General features: G+C 71.9%; 15 protein-coding genes and 1 pseudogene. 10 read left to right on the top strand and 6 right to left on the bottom strand.

The genetic code is table 11. The features are described 5' to 3' along the window. Nucleotides 1–275: 275 nt before the first annotated feature. Complete coding sequence (locus SLINC_RS41605; RefSeq protein ID WP_237282012.1) at nt 276–2909, top strand: SpoIIE family protein phosphatase; 2634 nt, start codon at nt 276–278, stop codon at nt 2907–2909. A gap of 161 nt (nt 2910–3070) precedes the next feature. Further along, nucleotides 3071–4435, top strand: a complete 1365-nt coding sequence (locus SLINC_RS41600) for an FAD-dependent oxidoreductase (RefSeq protein ID WP_067443599.1) — start codon at nt 3071–3073, stop codon at nt 4433–4435. Between the two features lie 94 nt (nt 4436–4529). Here SLINC_RS41600 and SLINC_RS41595 read toward each other — a convergent pair whose 3' ends face one another. Beyond that, the gene (locus SLINC_RS41595; RefSeq protein ID WP_067443598.1) at nt 4530–4709 is read right to left on the bottom strand and encodes a hypothetical protein; all 180 of its coding nucleotides are present in this window, start codon (nt 4707–4709) and stop codon (nt 4530–4532) included. Nucleotides 4710–4889: 180 nt separating this feature from the next. On the opposite strand from SLINC_RS41595, the gene SLINC_RS41590 reads away from it, so the two are divergent. After that, a complete protein-coding gene (locus SLINC_RS41590; RefSeq protein WP_067446344.1) occupies nt 4890–6050 on the top strand; it encodes an FAD-dependent oxidoreductase in 1161 nt (386 codons plus the stop codon). 16 nt (nt 6051–6066) lie between these two features. Here SLINC_RS41590 and SLINC_RS41585 read toward each other — a convergent pair whose 3' ends face one another. Next, nucleotides 6067–7065, bottom strand: a complete 999-nt coding sequence (locus tag SLINC_RS41585; protein ID WP_067443597.1) for a zinc-dependent alcohol dehydrogenase family protein — start codon at nt 7063–7065, stop codon at nt 6067–6069. Nucleotides 7066–7385: 320 nt separating this feature from the next. On the opposite strand from SLINC_RS41585, the gene SLINC_RS41580 reads away from it, so the two are divergent. Then, complete coding sequence (locus SLINC_RS41580) at nt 7386–8525, top strand: IS110 family RNA-guided transposase (RefSeq protein ID WP_067443596.1); 1140 nt, start codon at nt 7386–7388, stop codon at nt 8523–8525. 184 nt (nt 8526–8709) lie between these two features. Here the strand turns inward: SLINC_RS41580 and SLINC_RS48240 are convergent, their stop codons facing one another. Then, nucleotides 8710–8874, bottom strand: a complete 165-nt coding sequence (locus SLINC_RS48240) for a hypothetical protein (protein WP_159425395.1) — start codon at nt 8872–8874, stop codon at nt 8710–8712. A gap of 217 nt (nt 8875–9091) precedes the next feature. Here SLINC_RS48240 and SLINC_RS41575 point away from each other — a divergent pair. Then, a pseudogene (locus tag SLINC_RS41575) lies at nt 9092–10319 on the top strand (IS110 family RNA-guided transposase). Nucleotides 10320–10454: 135 nt separating this feature from the next. On the opposite strand, the gene SLINC_RS41570 reads toward SLINC_RS41575, so the two are convergent. Beyond that, complete coding sequence (locus SLINC_RS41570; protein ID WP_067443595.1) at nt 10455–10892, bottom strand: VOC family protein; 438 nt, start codon at nt 10890–10892, stop codon at nt 10455–10457. A 128-nt stretch (nt 10893–11020) separates the two neighbouring features. Between SLINC_RS41570 and SLINC_RS41565 the strand changes: the two genes are divergently transcribed. Continuing rightward, nucleotides 11021–11986 carry a DUF1152 domain-containing protein gene (locus SLINC_RS41565; protein WP_067443594.1) on the top strand — a complete coding sequence of 322 codons (966 nt, stop codon included), beginning with the start codon at nt 11021–11023 and terminating at the stop codon, nt 11984–11986. Between the two features lie 19 nt (nt 11987–12005). On the opposite strand, the gene SLINC_RS41560 is transcribed toward SLINC_RS41565, so the two are convergent. Then, nucleotides 12006–13010 (bottom strand): hypothetical protein, encoded by a 1005-nt coding sequence (locus tag SLINC_RS41560; protein ID WP_067443593.1) that lies wholly within the window; start codon nt 13008–13010, stop codon nt 12006–12008. Further along, entirely contained in the window at nt 13007–13378 is a 372-nt protein-coding gene (locus SLINC_RS41555; RefSeq protein WP_067443592.1) for a PadR family transcriptional regulator, read from the bottom strand. The genes SLINC_RS41560 and SLINC_RS41555 overlap by 4 nt, the downstream gene beginning before the upstream one ends. Nucleotides 13379–13748: 370 nt before the next feature. Here SLINC_RS41555 and SLINC_RS41550 point away from each other — a divergent pair, with 370 nt between their 5' ends. The 4 genes from SLINC_RS41550 to SLINC_RS41535 all read left to right on the top strand — a co-directional run bounded on the left by SLINC_RS41550 (nt 13749) and on the right by SLINC_RS41535 (nt 17476). Next, nucleotides 13749–14621 carry an SCO4651 family lipoprotein gene (locus tag SLINC_RS41550; RefSeq protein ID WP_067443591.1) on the top strand — a complete coding sequence of 291 codons (873 nt, stop codon included), beginning with the start codon at nt 13749–13751 and terminating at the stop codon, nt 14619–14621. A 95-nt stretch (nt 14622–14716) separates the two neighbouring features. Next, complete coding sequence (locus tag SLINC_RS41545; protein WP_067443590.1) at nt 14717–15811, top strand: hypothetical protein; 1095 nt, start codon at nt 14717–14719, stop codon at nt 15809–15811. A gap of 77 nt (nt 15812–15888) precedes the next feature. Further along, nucleotides 15889–16446 (top strand): (2Fe-2S)-binding protein, encoded by a 558-nt coding sequence (locus SLINC_RS41540; RefSeq protein WP_067446342.1) that lies wholly within the window; start codon nt 15889–15891, stop codon nt 16444–16446. A 37-nt stretch (nt 16447–16483) separates the two neighbouring features. Next, nucleotides 16484–17476, top strand: a complete 993-nt coding sequence (locus SLINC_RS41535; protein ID WP_067443589.1) for an FAD binding domain-containing protein — start codon at nt 16484–16486, stop codon at nt 17474–17476. Nucleotides 17477–17500 lie beyond the last annotated feature (24 nt).

Below are 17500 nucleotides of genomic sequence, written 5' to 3'. Positions count from 1 at the left end.
GGCCGGAAGATGCCACAACGTGCCTTCTGTCAACGGGAGGTCGGTCTGTCACGTCATGTGACGCCCCTCGCCTCCCGGGGGCCCGGCAGTGTAGACATAAGCACATGGTCCGACTCTTGGGGCGATCCTGGACCCGGTCGACCCGCCGTCCCGGCGGTCCGCGCGCACCCCACGCGCCCGACCGCACTCCGGGAGCGCACGGGCAGCCGGGGCGACCGCCTTCCGAGGGCCCGCCCGCCGGATGGCGGGGCGGCTCCGGCCGGGGACGGCGGGACATGACGGCGGGACTGCGGGCGGCGCTGAGCGGCCGCAGCGTGGCCGGTCAGGTCTTCGTCCTGCAAGTGGCGGTCGTGCTGCTGCTGGTGGTGGCCGCGGTGCTCGCGCTGGTGCTCCAGGCCCGCCACGACAGCACCACCGAGGCCCGCAACCGCTCGGTCGCGGTCGCCGAGGCGTTCGCCAACGCGCCCGGCACCCGTGAGGCCCTGCGCGACCCCGACCCGACGTCGGTGCTGCAACCCCGTGCTGAGGCGGCCCGCCGGGCGACCGGCGTGGACTTCCTCGTCGTGATGAACACCGACGGCATCCGCTACACCCACCCCAAGGCCGACCGTATCGGCCGGAAGTTCGTCGGCACCCTCGCGCCGGCGCTGGCCGGACGCGTGGTGACGGAGGAGATCGACGGGACCATCGGGCCGCTCGTGCAGGCCGTGGTGCCGATCAAGGCGGACGACGGCACGGTCGTGGGCCTGGTGTCGGCGGGGATCACCACCGAGAACGTCGGCGGCGCCGCCAACCGGCAGATGCCGCTGGTCCTGATCGCCGCCGCGGCGGGCCTCGCCCTGGCCACGGCGGGCACCGCGCTGGTGAGCAGGCGGCTGCTGCGCCAGACGCACGGCCTCGGCCCGCACGAGATGACCCGTATGTACGAGCACCACGACGCGGTGCTGCACTCCGTCCGGGAGGGCGTGCTCATCGTCGGCGGCGCGGGCACCCTGCTGCTCGCCAACGACGAGGCGCACCGCCTGCTCGACCTGCCGGACGACGCCGAGGGCCGGCACGTCGAGGCCCTCGGGCTGCCGCCCGACACGGCCGGCCTGCTGGCCTCGGGGCGGGTCGCCACCGACGAGGTGCACCTGGTCAAGGACCGGCTCCTCGCGGTCAACCAGCGCACCACCGACAGCCGGGGCGGACCGCCCGGCACCGTCGCCACCCTGCGCGACTCCACCGAACTGCGCGCCCTGTCCGGCCGCGCCGAGGCGGCCCGCGAACGCCTGAACATGCTGTACGACGCCGGCGTGGCCATCGGCACCAGTCTGGACGTCACCCGCACCGCCGAGGAGCTGGCCGAGCTGGCGGTGCCCCGGTTCGCGGACTTCGCGACCGTCGACCTCTTCGACGCCGTGCTCGGCGGCGGGCAGCCGGAGTCGTCACGCGCCCTGAGCCGTACGGCACTGAGCGGGATCCGCAAGGACGCCCCGCTGTACCCGGTCGGCGAGCAGATCCGGCTCGTCGAGTCCTCGCCCCAGGCACGCAGCCTCAGCAGCGGGGCGGCCGTCGTCGAGCCGCGGCTGAGCGAGGCCGCGGGCTGGCAGGCACAGGACCTGGAGCGCTCCGCCCAGGTGGTGGCGTACGGCATCCACTCGCTGATCGCGGTGCCGCTCAGGGCGGGCAGCCTGGTGCTGGGCGTGGTCAGCTTCTGGCGGTCCGAGAAGGCGGAGCCCTTCGACCGCGAGGAGGTGGCCCTCGCCGAGGAACTGGTCGCCCGGGCCGCGGTCTCCATCGACAACGCGCGCCGCTACACCCGCGAGCACAGCATGGCGGTGACCCTCCAGCGCAGTCTGCTGCCGCGCAGGCTGCCCGAGCAGAACGCCCTGGAGATCGCCTACCGGTATCTGCCCGCGCAGGCGGGCGTGGGCGGCGACTGGTTCGACGTCCTGCCGCTGTCCGGCGCCCGGGTGGCGCTGGTGGTGGGGGACGTCGTCGGCCACGGTCTGTACGCGGCGGCCACGATGGGGCGGCTGCGCACCGCCGTGCACAACTTCTCCGCGCTGGACCTCCCGCCGGACGAACTGCTCGCGCTCCTGGACGAGTTGGTCTCCCGCATCGACCAGGACGAGGCGGAGGAGGAGACGAGCGCCCCGGTGACCGGGGCGACCTGCCTGTACGCCGTCTACGACCCGGTGGCCCGGCGGTGCACGATCGCCCGCGCGGGCCATCCGCCGCCGGCCCTGATCCGTCCCGACGGCTCGGTGGAGTTCCCGGACGTGCCGGCCGGTCCCCCGCTGGGGCTCGGCGGCCTGCCGTTCGAGACGGTCGACCTCGACCTGGCGGAGGGCAGCCGGCTGGTGCTCTACACGGACGGGCTCGTCGAGGACCGGGAGCACGACATCGACGTGGGTCTCGACCAGCTGCGCGGCGCTCTGGAGCGGGCCGGGAGTTCGCCCGAGGACACCTGCCGGGTCGTCCTCGACTCACGGCTGCCCGCCAAGCCCAGCGACGACATCGCCCTGATCGTGGCGCGCACCCGGGCGCTGGCCGCCGACCGGATCGCCGAGTGGGACGTGCCGTCCGAACCGGCGGCCGTCGGGGAGGTACGCGCCTCGGTGACCCGCCAGTTGGCCCGGTGGGGCCTCGACGAGCTCACGTTCACCACGGAGTTGATCCTGAGCGAGCTCGTCACCAACGCGATCCGCTACGGCGGCGGTTCCATCCACGTCCGCGTGCTGTACGACCGCACCCTGGTCTGCGAGGTCTTCGACAGCAGCAGCACCTCGCCCCATCTGCGGTACGCGGCCATGACGGACGAGGGCGGACGCGGCCTGTTCCTCGTGGCGCAGCTCGCCGAGCGCTGGGGCACCCGGTACACGCCCGCGGGCAAGGTGATCTGGGCGGAGCAGAACCTGCCGTAGGGGCCGGGCCGCTGGTCGGGCGGACCGGGTAAGATCCATGCGGCGCTCCGTCATAAAGTGACCTTATGAGCTCATAGATCGGACCCGCGTACCGACTTAGGCTTGCCTTAGTTTAGGCTTCCCGTCGAGTCGATCTATCACCGCTCGAAGGGAACCTGACCATGCCCCGCCCCCTGCGGGTAGCAATCGTCGGAGCCGGCCCCGCCGGCATCTACGCCGCCGACGCCCTGCTCAAGTCCGACGTGGCCGCCGAACCCGGTGTGTCCATCGACCTCTTCGAGCGGATGCCGGCCCCGTTCGGCCTGATCCGCTACGGTGTCGCCCCCGACCACCCGCGCATCAAAGGCATCATCACGGCCCTCCACCAGGTGCTCGACAAACCGCAGATTCGCCTGTTCGGCAACGTCGACTACCCGAACGACCTGAACCTGGACGACCTGCGCGCGTTCTACGACGCCGTGATCTTCTCCACCGGCGCGACGGCCGACCGCGAGCTGGCCATACCCGGTGTCGAGCTCGACGGTTCCTACGGCGCCGCCGACTTCGTCTCCTGGTACGACGGCCACCCGGACGTGCCGCGCACCTGGCCGCTCCAGGCCGAGAAGGTCGCCGTGCTCGGCGTCGGGAACGTGGCGCTGGACGTGGCGCGCATCCTCGCCAAGACGGCGGAGGAGCTGCTGCCCACGGAGATCCCGCCGAACGTCCACGAGGGCCTGAAGGCCAACAAGGCGCTGGAAGTCCATGTGTTCGGCCGTCGTGGGCCGGCACAGGCGAAGTTCAGCCCGATGGAGCTGCGGGAGCTGGACCACTCCCCCACCATCGAGGTCATCGTCGACCCCGAGGACATCGACTACGACGAGGGCTCGATCGAGACCCGGCGCGGCAACAAGCAGGCCGACATGGTCGCCAAGACCCTGGAGAACTGGGCGATCCGCGATGTCGGCGAGCGCCCGCACAAGCTCTTCCTGCACTTCTTCGAGTCGCCCACCGAGATCCTCGGCGAGGACGGCAAGGTCGTCGGCCTGCGCACCGAGCGCACCGCCCTCGACGGCACCGGCAACGTCAAGGGCACGGGCGAGTTCAAGGACTGGGACGTCACGGCGGTCTACCGCGCCGTCGGCTACCTCTCCGACAAACTCCCCAAGCTGCCCTGGGACATCGAGACGGGCACCGTCCCGGACGAGGGCGGCCGGGTCATCCAGGAGAGCGGCGAGCACCTGACGTCGACGTACGTCACCGGCTGGATCCGGCGTGGCCCCGTGGGCCTGATCGGCCACACCAAGGGCGACGCCAACGAGACGGTGTCCAACCTGCTGGCCGACTTCGCGGGCGGCCGTCTCCAGACGCCGGACTCGCCCGAGCCCGAGGCGGTGGACGCGTTCCTTGCCGAGCGGAACGTCCGCTTCACCACCTGGGAGGGCTGGTACAAGCTGGACGCCGCCGAGAAGGCGCTGGGCGAGCCACAGGGCCGCGAGCGCGTCAAGCTCGTCGAGCGCGAGGACATGCTCCGCGAGAGCGGCGCCTGAGCCACACCACAGCAGGGCCGCGCAGCTTGTGCTGCGCGGCCCTGCTGTGTTTTGTGCGGCCGTGCTGTACCGCTCTGGCGCGCGGTCGGCTCATTCACAGGCAGTTGCGCACGAGCCATTCGTCGGGGTTGTACGTGTCCTTGGCGGGGTCGGGCGCGGTGGCCGGCCGTTCCTCGATGGTGTCCTCAAGGCGAATCCGCTCCGGCAACGTACCGAATCGCGCCCGGCGCCCGGTCTCGGCGACGTCGGGGACGCGCCTGTCCTCTTCGGTCATCCCGGTCTCCTCTCAGTGCCCGTGGTGACGATCCTGACAGGCGCAGCGTCACCGGTCAAGGGGGTGACGTCGTCTGGGGCGGGAGTCGGCCGGTGTGTCGCGGAACTCGGGTCGCCGCCGGGGCGTTCCTTCCGTGCGGGCATGAGCGCGCGGGGTGGACACGGACAAGCGGGGGTGGGCGTGGCACGCATTCTGGTCATCGGTGGCGGGATCGCCGGCGCGGCGACGGCGATGGCCGTACGGAAGGCGGGTTTCGACGTCGTCGTGCACGAGGCGCATCCCGACTCGGCCGAGGACCTGGGCGCGTTCCTCACCCTCGCGAGCAACGGCATGCGCGCCCTCGCGCAGCTCGACGCCTCGGCGGCGGTCACCGCGCTCGGCTTCCCGCTGACGTCGATGCGCGTGTTCGACGGCACGGGCGAGCAGTTGGCCCAGGCACCCCTCGGCGAGGCGGCCGACCCACTTCTGCGGTACCGCTGCCTGCGCCGCGGCGACCTCAACTCCGCGCTCCAGGCGGAGGCCGGGCGCCGGGGCATCGAGATCCGGCACGGCGCCCGGCTCGTCTCCGTGGAGAGCGGCCCCGCGGGCGTCACCGCCCACTTCGCCGACGGCGGCACCGCGACCGCGGACCTGCTCATCGGCGCCGACGGCCTGGGGTCCAGGGTCCGGCGGACGATCGCCGCCGAGGCGCAGCCGGTCTACGCGGGCCAGCGCGTCTTCTACGGATACACGCGCACCGCGCCCGTGTCCGCGCCCGAGGAGGAGGCGCGGATCACCATGATCCGGGGCAGCGCGACCGCCTTCGGCTACGCGGTGTCGCCCGAGGGGGAGACGTACTGGTTCGCCCGCGTGTCCGCCGACCCGCTGTCCGCCGACGCCATCGCGCACGGCACACCGGAGACCTGGCGCGACCTGCTGGTGCCCCTGCTGCGCAAGGACACCACCGCGGCGGCGGACATCGTCGAGGCCACCACCGGGACGCTGCTGGTCACCAACGCCACCGAGATCCCCGTGGGCACCCCTTGGCGCTCCGGGCGCACCCTGATCCTCGGCGACGCGGCGCACGCGGCCTCCCCCGCCACCGGGCAGGGCGCGTCGATGGCCCTGGAGGACGCCGTGATCCTCGCCAAGTCCCTGCGCGACGCACCGGACATGGACTCCGCCCTCTCCCACTACGAGGCGCTGCGCCGCCCGCGCGTCGAATACAACATCACCGTGAGCGGCAACATCTCCCGCGGTGTCCCCACACCGCCGTCGACGGCACCGGCCGCCGCACGGCCCGGGGAGGACGAGCTCGTGCGGCATCTGGCGTGGGAGGCGGACATCTGGACCGCCGCGTGACGGGCGCGCGGGGCGGTCAGTGCTCGACGACCGCCACGATCTTGCCCACTTGGGCCCCTGCCTCCAGGTAGCGGTGCGCCTCCGCGATCTCGTGCAGCCCGAAGACCCGGTCCACCGCGGCCGTGAAGGCCCCGGTGCGCAGACCGGAGGCGACGAAGGCCTCGGCCCGGCGCAGCCGCAGCGGATCCCGGGTCGTCTCGTGAAGCGTGTAGGTCCGTATGTTCAGTGCCGGCATCCCGAGGTCGAAGCCCGGGTAGGGGGTCACCGCGCCACTGAGTGCCCCGTAGAGGAAGAGCGTGCCGCCGGGCGCGACCACCTTGGCGAGGTCCAGGACCCCCGGTCCGGCCACGGCGTCGAAGACGAACTCCGCGCCACGGCCTGCGGTCGCGTCGAGCACGCGCTCCACGACGTCGTCCTCCTCGGTGACGATCACCTCGGCCGCCCCGGCCTTCAGCAGCGCGTCCCGCTTGGCGCCGCTGCGGGTGGTGGCGATCGGGACGGCCCCGGCCCTCCGGGCGACCTGAATGCCGGCCAGCCCCACACCGCTGGAGGCGGCGGTCAGCACGACCGTGTCCCCGGCCCGCAACCCGCCGACCTCGACCAGTGCGCCGTACGCCGTCACATAGGGCATCCACACCGCGGCGCCCCCGATCGCGTCGAGCCCGTCGGGTCGGTGCAGCACCGCGGCGGCGGGGACGATCGCGCGCTCGGCGTAGACGCCGTAGTCGTTCATCGAGAACGCGGGCACGACGCTGACCGGTTGACCGGTCCCGAACCCCGTCACCCCCGCGCCGACCGCTTCGACCACACCCGCGGCCTCGGTGCCGAGCCGGGCCGGGAACTCCTTGACCGGCTCGATGTACCGGCCGCTGCGGAAGAGGACTTCGGCCCGGTTGAGGCCGATCGCGTCCACCCGGATCAGCAGTTCACCGGGGCCGGGCTCACCGACGTCCACGTCCTCCAGGCGCAGCACCTCGGGCCCGCCGAACTCATGGAAACGCACCGCTGTGACCATCGGATCTCCCCCGTCCGCCAGGTGACGGCGGTGGCCGGACGTGTCACCGCCGCGGCTCACTCAAGCCGAAAGTACGACGACTGTCAAACTTCCCGACGTTGTTCTGCGGGACTGGGCGAGCCCTTCGTATGGTTGGCCCACCCAGGGGCGTCGGGTGTGGCTTTCAATCTTCTGCCGTTTGTGGCTTCCATCGATTGGCCGCCCGATGCCCCACGACGACTCGGCTGCCAATTAGGAATTGCGAATGATCGCTCCGTAGGGAATCGACAGCGAGGTCGTCCGTCGGGAGGCACCAGCACCGCACCGCACGGAGGCACCACATGGCCGCAATCTGGGCTGGCATCGACGCGGGGAAGACCCACCACCACTGCGTCGCGATCGACGAGAGCGGCCGCAGGCTGCTGTCCCGACGCGTCACCAACGACGAACCCGAGCTCCTCGAACTACTCGCTGACGTCCTGGCCCTGGGCGACAAGGCGACCTGGGGCATTGATCTGGCTGACGGCGGAGCCGCCCTCGCCATCGCGATCCTCCTCAACCACGACCAGCCGGTGCACTCCATCTCCGGCCGGGCCATCCACCGCGCCTCCGAGAGCTACCGCGGCGAGGGCAAGACCGACGCCAAGGACGCTGCCGTCATCGCCGACCAGGTTCGCGTCCGACGCGACCGGCACCCCTTACGTGCTGGCGACGAGACGGTCGTCGACCTGAAGATCCTCACCGGTCGCCGCATGGACCTGGTCGCCGACCACACCCGCACCGTCAACCGCCTCCGCGCCCAGTTCTCCGGCACCTTCCCCGGCCTGGAGCGCGCGCTGGACCTCACCAACACCGGCCCGCTCACCCTGGTGAGCGGCTACCAGACCCCGGCCGCCGTCCGACGACTCGGTGCCAAGCGGCTGGAGACCTGGCTGCGCAATCGCCATGTCGTCCGCGCCGACAAGCTCGCCGAGACGGCCGTCCAAGCCGCCGAACGCCAGCACACCAGCCTGCCGGGCGAGAAGCTGACCGCCGAGATGGTTCACACGCTGGCGATGGAGGTGATGGGCCTCAACCAGCAGGTCGCCGAGCTCGACAAGCTCATCGAGGCCCGGTTTCGCGACTACCACGACTTCGAAGTGATCACCAGCATGCCCGGCCTGGGCATCATCCTCGGCGCCGAGTTCCTGGCCGCCACCGGCGGCGACATGATCGCCTTCGGCACCCCCGACCGCCTCGCCGGCTTCGGCGGCGTCGCCCCGGTGCCTCGCGATTCCGGGAAACCGAGCGGGAACCTGCGCCGTCCGCAGCGATACAACCGCCGCCTACAACGCGTCTTCTACACCTCGGCGTTGTTCAGCATCCGCCACTGCGAGGAATCCCGGCGCTTCTACGATCGCAAACGTGCCGAGGGCAAGCGCCATACCCAGGCCGTCCTGGCTCTCGCTCGCCGCCGCGTCAACGTCCTAATTCCCTTGTAAGGAACTCACCGGTTCTCGCCAGTCGGTGAGTTGGTTCGAACAGGTTGTGACGCCTGTACTCCACCGGGCCGTCAAGGTCTCCGACGAGTACGGCTGCGCAACCCAGCTGGCGGGTGATGGCCCTCGTGAGTTCCGGTGGATACCTCTCAACGTCACGGCCAAGATGCCTTCCCAGAGAGCGGCGTCATTCGGTGCTCTCGTGGCCGCCACCCAGCGCTGACGCTGCTGGTGGTTGTGTGGGCTCCGGACGCACGCCTTCTTTCAGCCCGGCCATGATGTCTCCGCCAAGATCGGCGGCGTTCGGCGCCTTCACGGCCACCAGCGGCGTCAACACCGTTCGCTTGATCACTCGTTGGAGTTGGTGGTGCGAGCCCGTCGCACGGTGATCTCTTGCATTCCCCGAGTCGTCTGAGCTCTGGGAACAGACCGGGGCCCGTGCGGTGAGCTGGTGCCACGAACGGCTTGTGAGGTGTCGGCCCGTTCCGATCGAGGCCTGGAATCAGGTCGCTGCGTGGCCCCGCATGCGCTCGTGACCAGCGCAAACACCCGCACATAGAGGAGGGAAGTTGGTCTACTGCGGCATTGACTGGGCCGAGAGGACGCACGACGTCGCCCTGGTCGACGACGACGGCACGCTCCTGGCCAAGCGCCACATCACCGACGACGCGACCGGCTACAAGATCCTTCTGGATCTGCTTGCCGAGCACGGCGACACCGAGGACACCCCGGTCCCGGTCGCCATCGAGACCTCCCGCGGTCTGCTCGTCGCGGTCCTGCGCACCGGCAAGCGCCAGGTCTACGCCATCAACCCGATGGCCGCCGCACGCTACCGCGACCGCCACGCGGTCACACGGAAGAAGTCCGACCCCGGCGACGCCCTCGTCCTGGCGAACATCCTCCGCACCGATATGCACGCCCACCGGCCGTTGCCCCAGGGACAGCGATCTCGCCCGCGCCATCGCCGTCCTCGCCCGCGCCCAGCAGGACGCAGTCTGGAACCGGCAGCAGCTCGCCAACCAGCTCCGCTCGCTCCTGCGCGAGTACTTCCCCGCCACCCTCGACGCCTACCTGCACTGGCAGAACGGTCTCTGCCGCCCCGAGACCCGCATCCTGCTGGAGCTCGCCCCCACGCCCTCGCGGGCGGCCCGGCTGTCGCTCGCGCAACTGCGCTCGGCGCTCAAGCGCGCCGGCCGCCAGCGTGGGATCGATGCCGACGCCGAGCGCATCCGCGAGGTCCTGCGGGCCGAGTACGCGCACCAGCCACCGTTGGTCGAGGACGCGCTCGGCAAGCAGATGCTCGCCCTGCTGCGGCAGCTCAACGCCGCCTGCATCGCCGCCGACCAGCTCGCCGAGGCGGTGGAAGAGGCTGTCCCTCAGCACCCGGACGCCGAGATCATCCTGAGCTTTCCCGGACTCGGAACCCAGCTCGGCGCCCGGATCCTCGCTGAGATCGGGGACGATCACACCCGCTTCACCACCGCCCGCGGCATGAAGGCCTACGCCGGCGCATCCCCGATCACCAGGGCCTCCGGGAAGAAGTCCAGCATCACCAGACGCTGGGTGAAGAACGACCGGCTCAACCACACCGGGTACCTCTGGGCCTTCGCAGCCCCGACCGCTTCTGCCGGGGCCAAGGCGCACTACGACCGACGCCGCGAGGTCGGGGACTGGCACGCTGCCGCTCAGAGGAACCTGTTCAATAAGATGATCGGCCAGCTCTACCACTGCCTCCAGAAACACATCCCGTTCGACGAGACTCTCGCCTTTCGCACCGAACTACCCGCCGCTGCTTGACACGTTGCAACCGTGAGGTGTCTCTGGGCCCTTCTGCGCGACGGACGGCGCTACGAGCCGGCTCCGCCGGCAAGGGCAGCCGCACAGGAAGGGACGCGACACGCTGCGCGCGGCCAGTTGGCCTGACCGACCCCGTCAGACCAGGCAAAACTCGTTACCTTCCGGGTCCGCCATCACCACGTGATCCGGCCTGCCCTGCAACTCGTCCTCGCGGACCACGGTCGCGCCCGCAGTGGTCAACCGCTGCACCGCCTCGACCACGCGCGGCCAGCGCACCTCCCATGGGGTTTCACGGCCGCCACCAACTTGCACGTCGATATGCAGCCGGTTCTTCGCCACCTTCGGCTCCGGCACCTTCAGGAAGGACAAGGTGGGGCCCACGCCGTCCGGATCTGAGAGGTACGCCCCGTCATCCCACTCGTCCTCCGGAACCTCATGATGCGAGAACCACTCCTCCCAGCTCCCGAACCCTGCGGGCGCGGGCTTCTCCTCGTAGCCCAACGCCAGCGCCCAGAACGCGGCCAGCTTCCCCGGGTACGCGCAGTCGATCGTCAAGCTCCACTTGGTCCCCATGAGCCCTCCCCAGTTGGAGGAACGGACTGTACCGCGCTCCGCGGCTTGACGAACGGCATTAGGAATCGATGGTCATCGTACTTGGCTCCGGCCGGGAGCGCGGTCCGGCGCCCTGTTAGCGTCGCCCGGTGTTCACCCTCCAAGAGCCCCCGTTCTTCGCCCGGTTGCGGGACGCGCACCGGGTCCTGATCGCCGGCGCGGGCGGCGGCTTCGACGTGTACGCCGGGCTGCCGCTGGCCCTCGCCCTGCGGTCGGCCGGCAAGGACGTCCATCTCGCCAACCTCTCCTTCGCGGATCTGTACGGCCTGGACACGGAGGTGTGGCTGGACCATGACGTGGCGGCGATCCGCCCGGACACCGCGGCCCGCGGCGACTACTTCCCCGAGCGCACCCTGGCCAGGTGGCTGGCCGAGCAGGACCTGCCGTCGACGGTCTACGCGTTTCCGCAGACGGGAGTTCGGCCGCTGCGGGCCGCGTATCGCGCCCTGGTGGACCATCTGGGCGGCGTCGACGCGATCGTGCTGGTCGACGGCGGCACCGACATCCTGATGCGCGGCGACGAGCACGGGCTCGGCACTCCGGAGGAGGACATGGCGAGCCTGGCAGCCGTGACCGGGCTGGAGGGGATACCGCGGCGCCTGGTGGCGTGCCTCGGCTTCGGCGTGGACGCCCATCACGGCGTCAACCACTCGCTGGTCCTGGAGAATCTGGCCGCGCTGGAGCGGGACGGCTCCTACCTCGGCGCGTTCTCCCTGCCTCCCGGCAGCCGGGAAGGGGCCCTGTATCTGGACGCGGTGGCCCACGCCCAGCGCTGCACCCCGGACCACCCGAGCATCGTCAACGGCTCCGTCGCCGCCGCCGTACGCGGCGACTTCGGCGATGTCCGCTTCACCGAGCGGACCAAGGGCAGCGAGTTGTTCGTCAACCCGCTGATGGCTCTGTACTTCTGCGTGGACGCCACCGGCCTGGCCCGCCGCAACCTCTATCTCGACCGGCTGGAGAACACCGCGCTGATGCGTCAGATCAGCTCGGTCATCGCGGAGTTCCGGGACGAGGTGGGCCGGCAGCGTCCGCCGCGCGCCTTTCCTCACTGAGGTCTGCGCGCGGCGGTGTTCAGCGTGCCGCCGCCAGATCGCGGCCGCCCACCACGGCCAGCACGGCGACCAGCAGGGACAGGATCCCCGCCTGGACGAGCGCACCACCGAGGACGAGGGCGGGGACGGGCGTGCCGAGCCACGGATACAGGGCGGCCACGCGCACCGTGAGGAGCAGCAGGCCGAGTACGGCCAGGGCGATCGCGCCGCAGGCGGTGCTGCGGTCGTCGCGGCGGGCGCGCCACAGCAGCCAGCCCAGGGCTCCGACCGCGAAGCAGGTGGCCGGCGCCCAGACCGTGTCGGCGGCGAGGGGCAGCAGGACGACGGAGGCGCCCATCACCACACCGCAGGCGGCGAAGGCGAGCCCGGGCGTGCCGACCGGCAGCGACGCCGGCGGGGCGTCGCGGTGGTGGGCGGCGCACAGGGCGAGGGCCGTGAGCCAGGAGAACAGCGCGGAGGTGGTGGTGAACGCGGTCGACGGCGGGAACCACGTGCTGACCAGCGGGGCCAGGAACGGCCAGAGCGTGGGCAGCGCGGCCAGCAGTGCGGACACCCGGGCCAGGCGCAGTCGGCCGTGCAGGAGGGCGAAGTAGGCGACCGTCCACAGCAGGGGCAGCGCCCAGACGGCGACCTCGGCGACCGCGAGGGCCGGCCCCCGTGCGGTGAAGCCCGAGACGTACATGTCCCACTGCGCCGGGCCGTGGGTCGCCGCCCAGGTCAGTCCCAGGACGCGGTCGACGACCACGGAGGCCGCCTGGAGCAGGACGGCGAAGAGCGCGAAGAGACGGACGGCCGCGCCGAGCCGGTCGTAGGGGCGGGGCGCGCCGGCGGCTCCCAGTCTGGTGCGCAGGGCGAGGGCGGCGATGCTCGCCACCTCGCCGAGCGTGGGCCTGCTCTGGTCCTGGGTCTCGCGGTCGACGTCCCACAGGTAGATCTCGACCATCTCCTCCTCCCGCTCCCGCCGGTAGTAGGCGGGGAGCAGGCGGAGCACCATGCGGTAGCGCGATTCGAGCAGCGTCGTCATGCGAGACCTCCCGCGAGTCCGAGGCCCGTGGCGGGCGGGGTGACAGGGCGTTCGGGAGCCCGGCGGCCCTCGGCGATCCGCTGCTGCGCGGCACTGGCGCCCGCCGCCATGCGCTCCGCCTCGGCGGTGAGGGCGCGCATCCCGTCGTCGGTGAGGCGGTAGTAGCGCCGGAGCCGGCCCTGCTGCACCTCCTCGCGGTCCAGCACGATCAGCGCGTCCGCGGTGAGCCGGTCCAGCACGCCGTACAGCGTGCCGACCCGCAGCCGCACCTCGCCGCCGGACAGATCCTCGACCTCGCGCAGGATTCCGTACCCGTGCCGTGGCTGGTCGGCCAAAGCGGTCAGGACGAAGAACGTCGCCTGGGTCATGCTCTTCGATGCCATTCACTCAGAATATATCGGCCACCGATATATTCAACTTGGACACGCCCACTGTCCCCCGTACGAGGGGCAACGCCCCGTCACGCGAACAGGGCCCGCCCCAATGCGGATGGTTGGCGGGCCCTGCTCGGTGAGCCATTGTGCGGAACCCGTCGCCGCCGGGACAGGAGTGAACACCAGCGGCACGGAGCGACTCCCGCGCACCCCGCGTGCACACCGCGCGCCCCGTGTGCGCGTCGGCCTCATGGCAGGCAGGTCCGCAGGTGACCGAAACAGGGCGCATGGCGTCCGGCCGGAGGGCAACCCGGCACCGGAACCTGTCAACCCATTGCCTCCGACCGGAGAGGGTGTGTGTGCGGTGTCGAGGACACGCTGGGGAAGTGCCGTCGCCGTGGTGGTGCTGGTCTCGGGTACGGCGGCCGGTTGCGGCGGCTCGGACGAGGGCGCCGCACCGGCGGGCCGCTCGGCGAGCGGATCGGACCCGGCCGACGCGACGCGGGCCGTGCGCTCGGCGTACGACAGGACCGTGGCCGCGGACACGGCGAAACTGACCGTCTCCAGCAAGGCCGTGGCCGGCGGGCAGAGCGTCACCGCCCAGGGCCGGGGCACGGTGGACCTCGCCCAGGGCGACAGCGAGGTGACGCTGACCTCGCAGGGCACCCGCCTCGAACAGCGTCTGGTGGACGGGATCGTCTACCAGAAGCCGCCGGCCTCCCAGCGCGGCCCGCTGCCCGAGGGCAGGACCTGGATGAAGATCGACCCCGCCCGCCTCCAGGGATCGAAGACCCAGAACACGCAGGTCAGCGATCCGGTCGAGCCCTTCGGCTACGTCAAGGGCGCCGGCTCCGGCAAGGTGGCCAAGGTCGGCACGGAGACCGTGAACGGCACCCGGACCACCCACTACCGCGTCGACGTCGAGGTGTCGGCACTGGCCCGGGGCGACCAGGCCCGCGCCCAGGCCCTGCGCAAGCAGCTGGGCACGTCCTCGGTTCCGCTGCACCTGTGGCTGGACGACCAGGGCCGCCTGCGGCAGGAGACCGTCACCCTGACCCTGCGGCCGCTGCGGGACAGCACACCGACGGACCGCGCGGAGACCCGGGTGACGAGCACGACGACCCTGCGCTTCGACGACTTCGGCACAAAGGTGGACGTGGCGCCGCCGCCCGCCGGGCAGACCGCGGACATGACCGACAAGCTCGCCAAGGCGACGCGGTCTCCGCAGGCCGGCTGAGCATCGGCGGGACGTCCGCGGGACCCCGGGTGATCGTCGGCGGCGACCGGCGGCGATACTGGAACGGCACGTGCCCCCGCACTCCAGATGGACTCATGCCGACCTCCTCCACCGCCCGTCCCGCCTCCTCCCCCACGGTGTGGTCGGCCCGCGGCCGCCACCTCGGAGCCGACCCGCAGGACCTGATCCGTCAGCGACTGCGGGCCCTCGGGGACAGCGGGACCGTCGACGACCACCAGGAGCCCTCCGAGACCGACAGCGCGCACGGCTCGGTCTTCGAGGCCCGCTGGCGCACCCCCGAGGACGTCACGGTCCGCGCCAGGCTCACCCTGCCGTCCGACGCGCGCGAGGGGCAGGCATGGGTGCTGGTCGCCGAGGCGGAGAGCCCCTGGGACCAGCGGTGGCCCTCCCCCGCCACCATGTTCTGGCCCGAGGCGCCGGACGCCGGCTGGGACCACGACGACGCCACCGGCCTCGCCCTGCGGGACGTCAACCGCCTGCCCGCGGACGACAAGGCCGTACGGCGACTGTTCCGGGAGGCCGTGCGCGACAGCTGGAACATCCATCTCGTGGTGCACGAGGCGATGACCCCGGACGCGCGCGGCCTGAAGCCGTTGCACCCGCTGCTGCCCGCGAGCCTGCGGCACCGGGTGGTCGAGCACCGCGCCGCGCCCCAGCAGCTGCGCACCGTCAACTGGGCGCTGCGCGAGGCCGGCGTGCAGGTGCCGCGCGGCGGCGCGGTGATCCTGCCCGCGGCGACACCGTCCGAGGAGGACTTCTCCGTACGCAGTGTCTTCCTCGACGGCTCGGAGCCCACCGAACTGGTCGACACGCTGACCCGGTTCGCCGCCTCCGGGCGGGCGCTGCCGGACGGCGCCGACGACGCCGTCACCGCGCTGCGGGAGCAGTGGCAGCTGCTGACGACGGAGGAGGAACTCGAGCGCGAGCGCAGGCTCGTCGCGATGTACGCCGAGGCTCTCGACGCCATGACCAAGTCCCGGGACCTGTACCGGGAGGCCGCCGAACGGGCCCACGAGGCGCTCGCCGCGTACCGCGAGTCCGCGGCCGCCGCCCCCGAAGGGCCGCCGCCTGCCTCCGGGCCGCCCACGTCCCCCCTCCAGCAGTTGACCCGCACGCTGGACCGCCTCAAGGGCAACGGCAGGAACCGGCCGCCGCACGACCCGTCCTAGGCCTCGTATGTGTGAGCCGCCGCGGTGTGGATACGCGGGTGCGACGGCACCGGTCCGTCCCGGAAGGCACGTACGACATGGGCAGTCACGAAGACCGCGACGACGAAACCGCACCCTGCCGGTTCTCCGACACCACACTGCGGGTCAACGGCAAGCCGCACACACTGAGCGTCGACCACCGGCGCGTCCTGCTGGACGTCCTGCGCGAGGATCTCGATCTGTGGGGCGCCAAGAAGGGCTGTGACCACGGCCAGTGCGGCGCCTGCACGGTCCTGGTGGACGGGCGCAGGCTCAACAGCTGTCTGCTGCTCGCGGTGGCGCTGGACGGCTGCGAGGTGACGACCGTCGAGGGGCTCGCGGGTGACGGGGAGGAGCTGCATCCGCTCCAGCGGGCCTTCCTGGACCGGGACGCCTTCCAGTGCGGGTACTGCACCCCGGGCCAGATCTGTTCCGCGCTCGGGGCGGTCGCCGAGGCCGCGGCGGGCCACCCCTCGCACGTCACCGACCCGGCCGTGCCCTCGGGCGAGCCCGTGCGGCTGGACCGGGCGGAGATCCGGGAGCGGCTCAGCGGCAACCTCTGCCGCTGCGGCGCCTATCCGCGCATCGTCGAGGCGGTCGAGGACGTGATCCGATGAGGACCGAGGACGTGATCCTGACCGAGGACGTGATCCGGTGAGGACCTTCGACTACGTCCGGGCCACCAGCGTGACGGAGGCCGCCGACGCCCTCGCCACCCGGCCCGGCGCCCGCTGCCTCGGTGGCGGTACCAACCTGGTCGACCTGATGAAGCTCGGCGTCGAACGGCCCGCGACCCTGGTCGACGTCAGCCGACTGCCCCTGGACACGATCGAGGAGATACCCGACGGGTCGCTGCGGGTCGGGGCGACGGTCCGCAACAGCGACCTCGCGGCCCATCCCGTCGTCCGGGACCGCTGGCCGGCGCTGTCGCAGGCGCTCCTGGCGGGTGCCTCGGGCCAGCTGCGCAACGCCGCCACCACGGGCGGCAACCTTCTGCAACGCACCCGCTGCCCCTACTTCCAGGACGTGACCAAGCCCTGCAACAAGCGGGAACCGGGCAGCGGCTGCGGCGCCCGCGACGGCGTGCACCGCGACCACGCCGTGCTCGGGCACTCCGCGCATTGCATCGCCACCCACCCCTCCGACATGGCGGTGGCGCTGTCCGCTCTCGACGCGCGCGTGGAGCTCTACGGCGCGCAGGGCGCCCGGAGCGTGGCGGCGGCCGAGTTCCACCGGCTGCCCGGGGACCGGCCGGAGCGGGACACCGTGATCGAGCCCGGTGAGATCGTCACGGGCGTGGTGCTCCCGGCCGCCACGGCAGGGGTCCCGTCCGCCTACCGCAAGGCCCGGGACCGGGCGTCGTACGCCTTCGCCCTGGCCTCCGTGGCCGCCCTGGTGCGGGTGGACGACGGAGTCATCACCCAGGCCGGGATCGCCTTCGGCGCGCTGGCGCACCGGCCCTGGCGGGCCCGCCGGGCCGAGGAGGCCCTGGTGGGCGCGGCTCCGACCGAGGCCGCCTTCGAGTACGCCGTCGACCTCGAACTGTCCGCCGCGCAGCCCCTGCGGGACAACGCATACAAGGTGCCCCTGGCCCGCGCTCTCGCCGTGGACGTCCTGACCCGGCTCACGGCCGCCGCCAGGACCTGATCCCCGCGTCCACCCCGAGGAGGA

Source organism: Streptomyces lincolnensis (assembly GCF_001685355.1).
GTDB classification, from domain to species: domain Bacteria; phylum Actinomycetota; class Actinomycetes; order Streptomycetales; family Streptomycetaceae; genus Streptomyces; species Streptomyces lincolnensis.
Note: the sequence above shows the minus strand (reverse complement) of the source record. Positions and strands in the feature narration are given on the sequence as shown.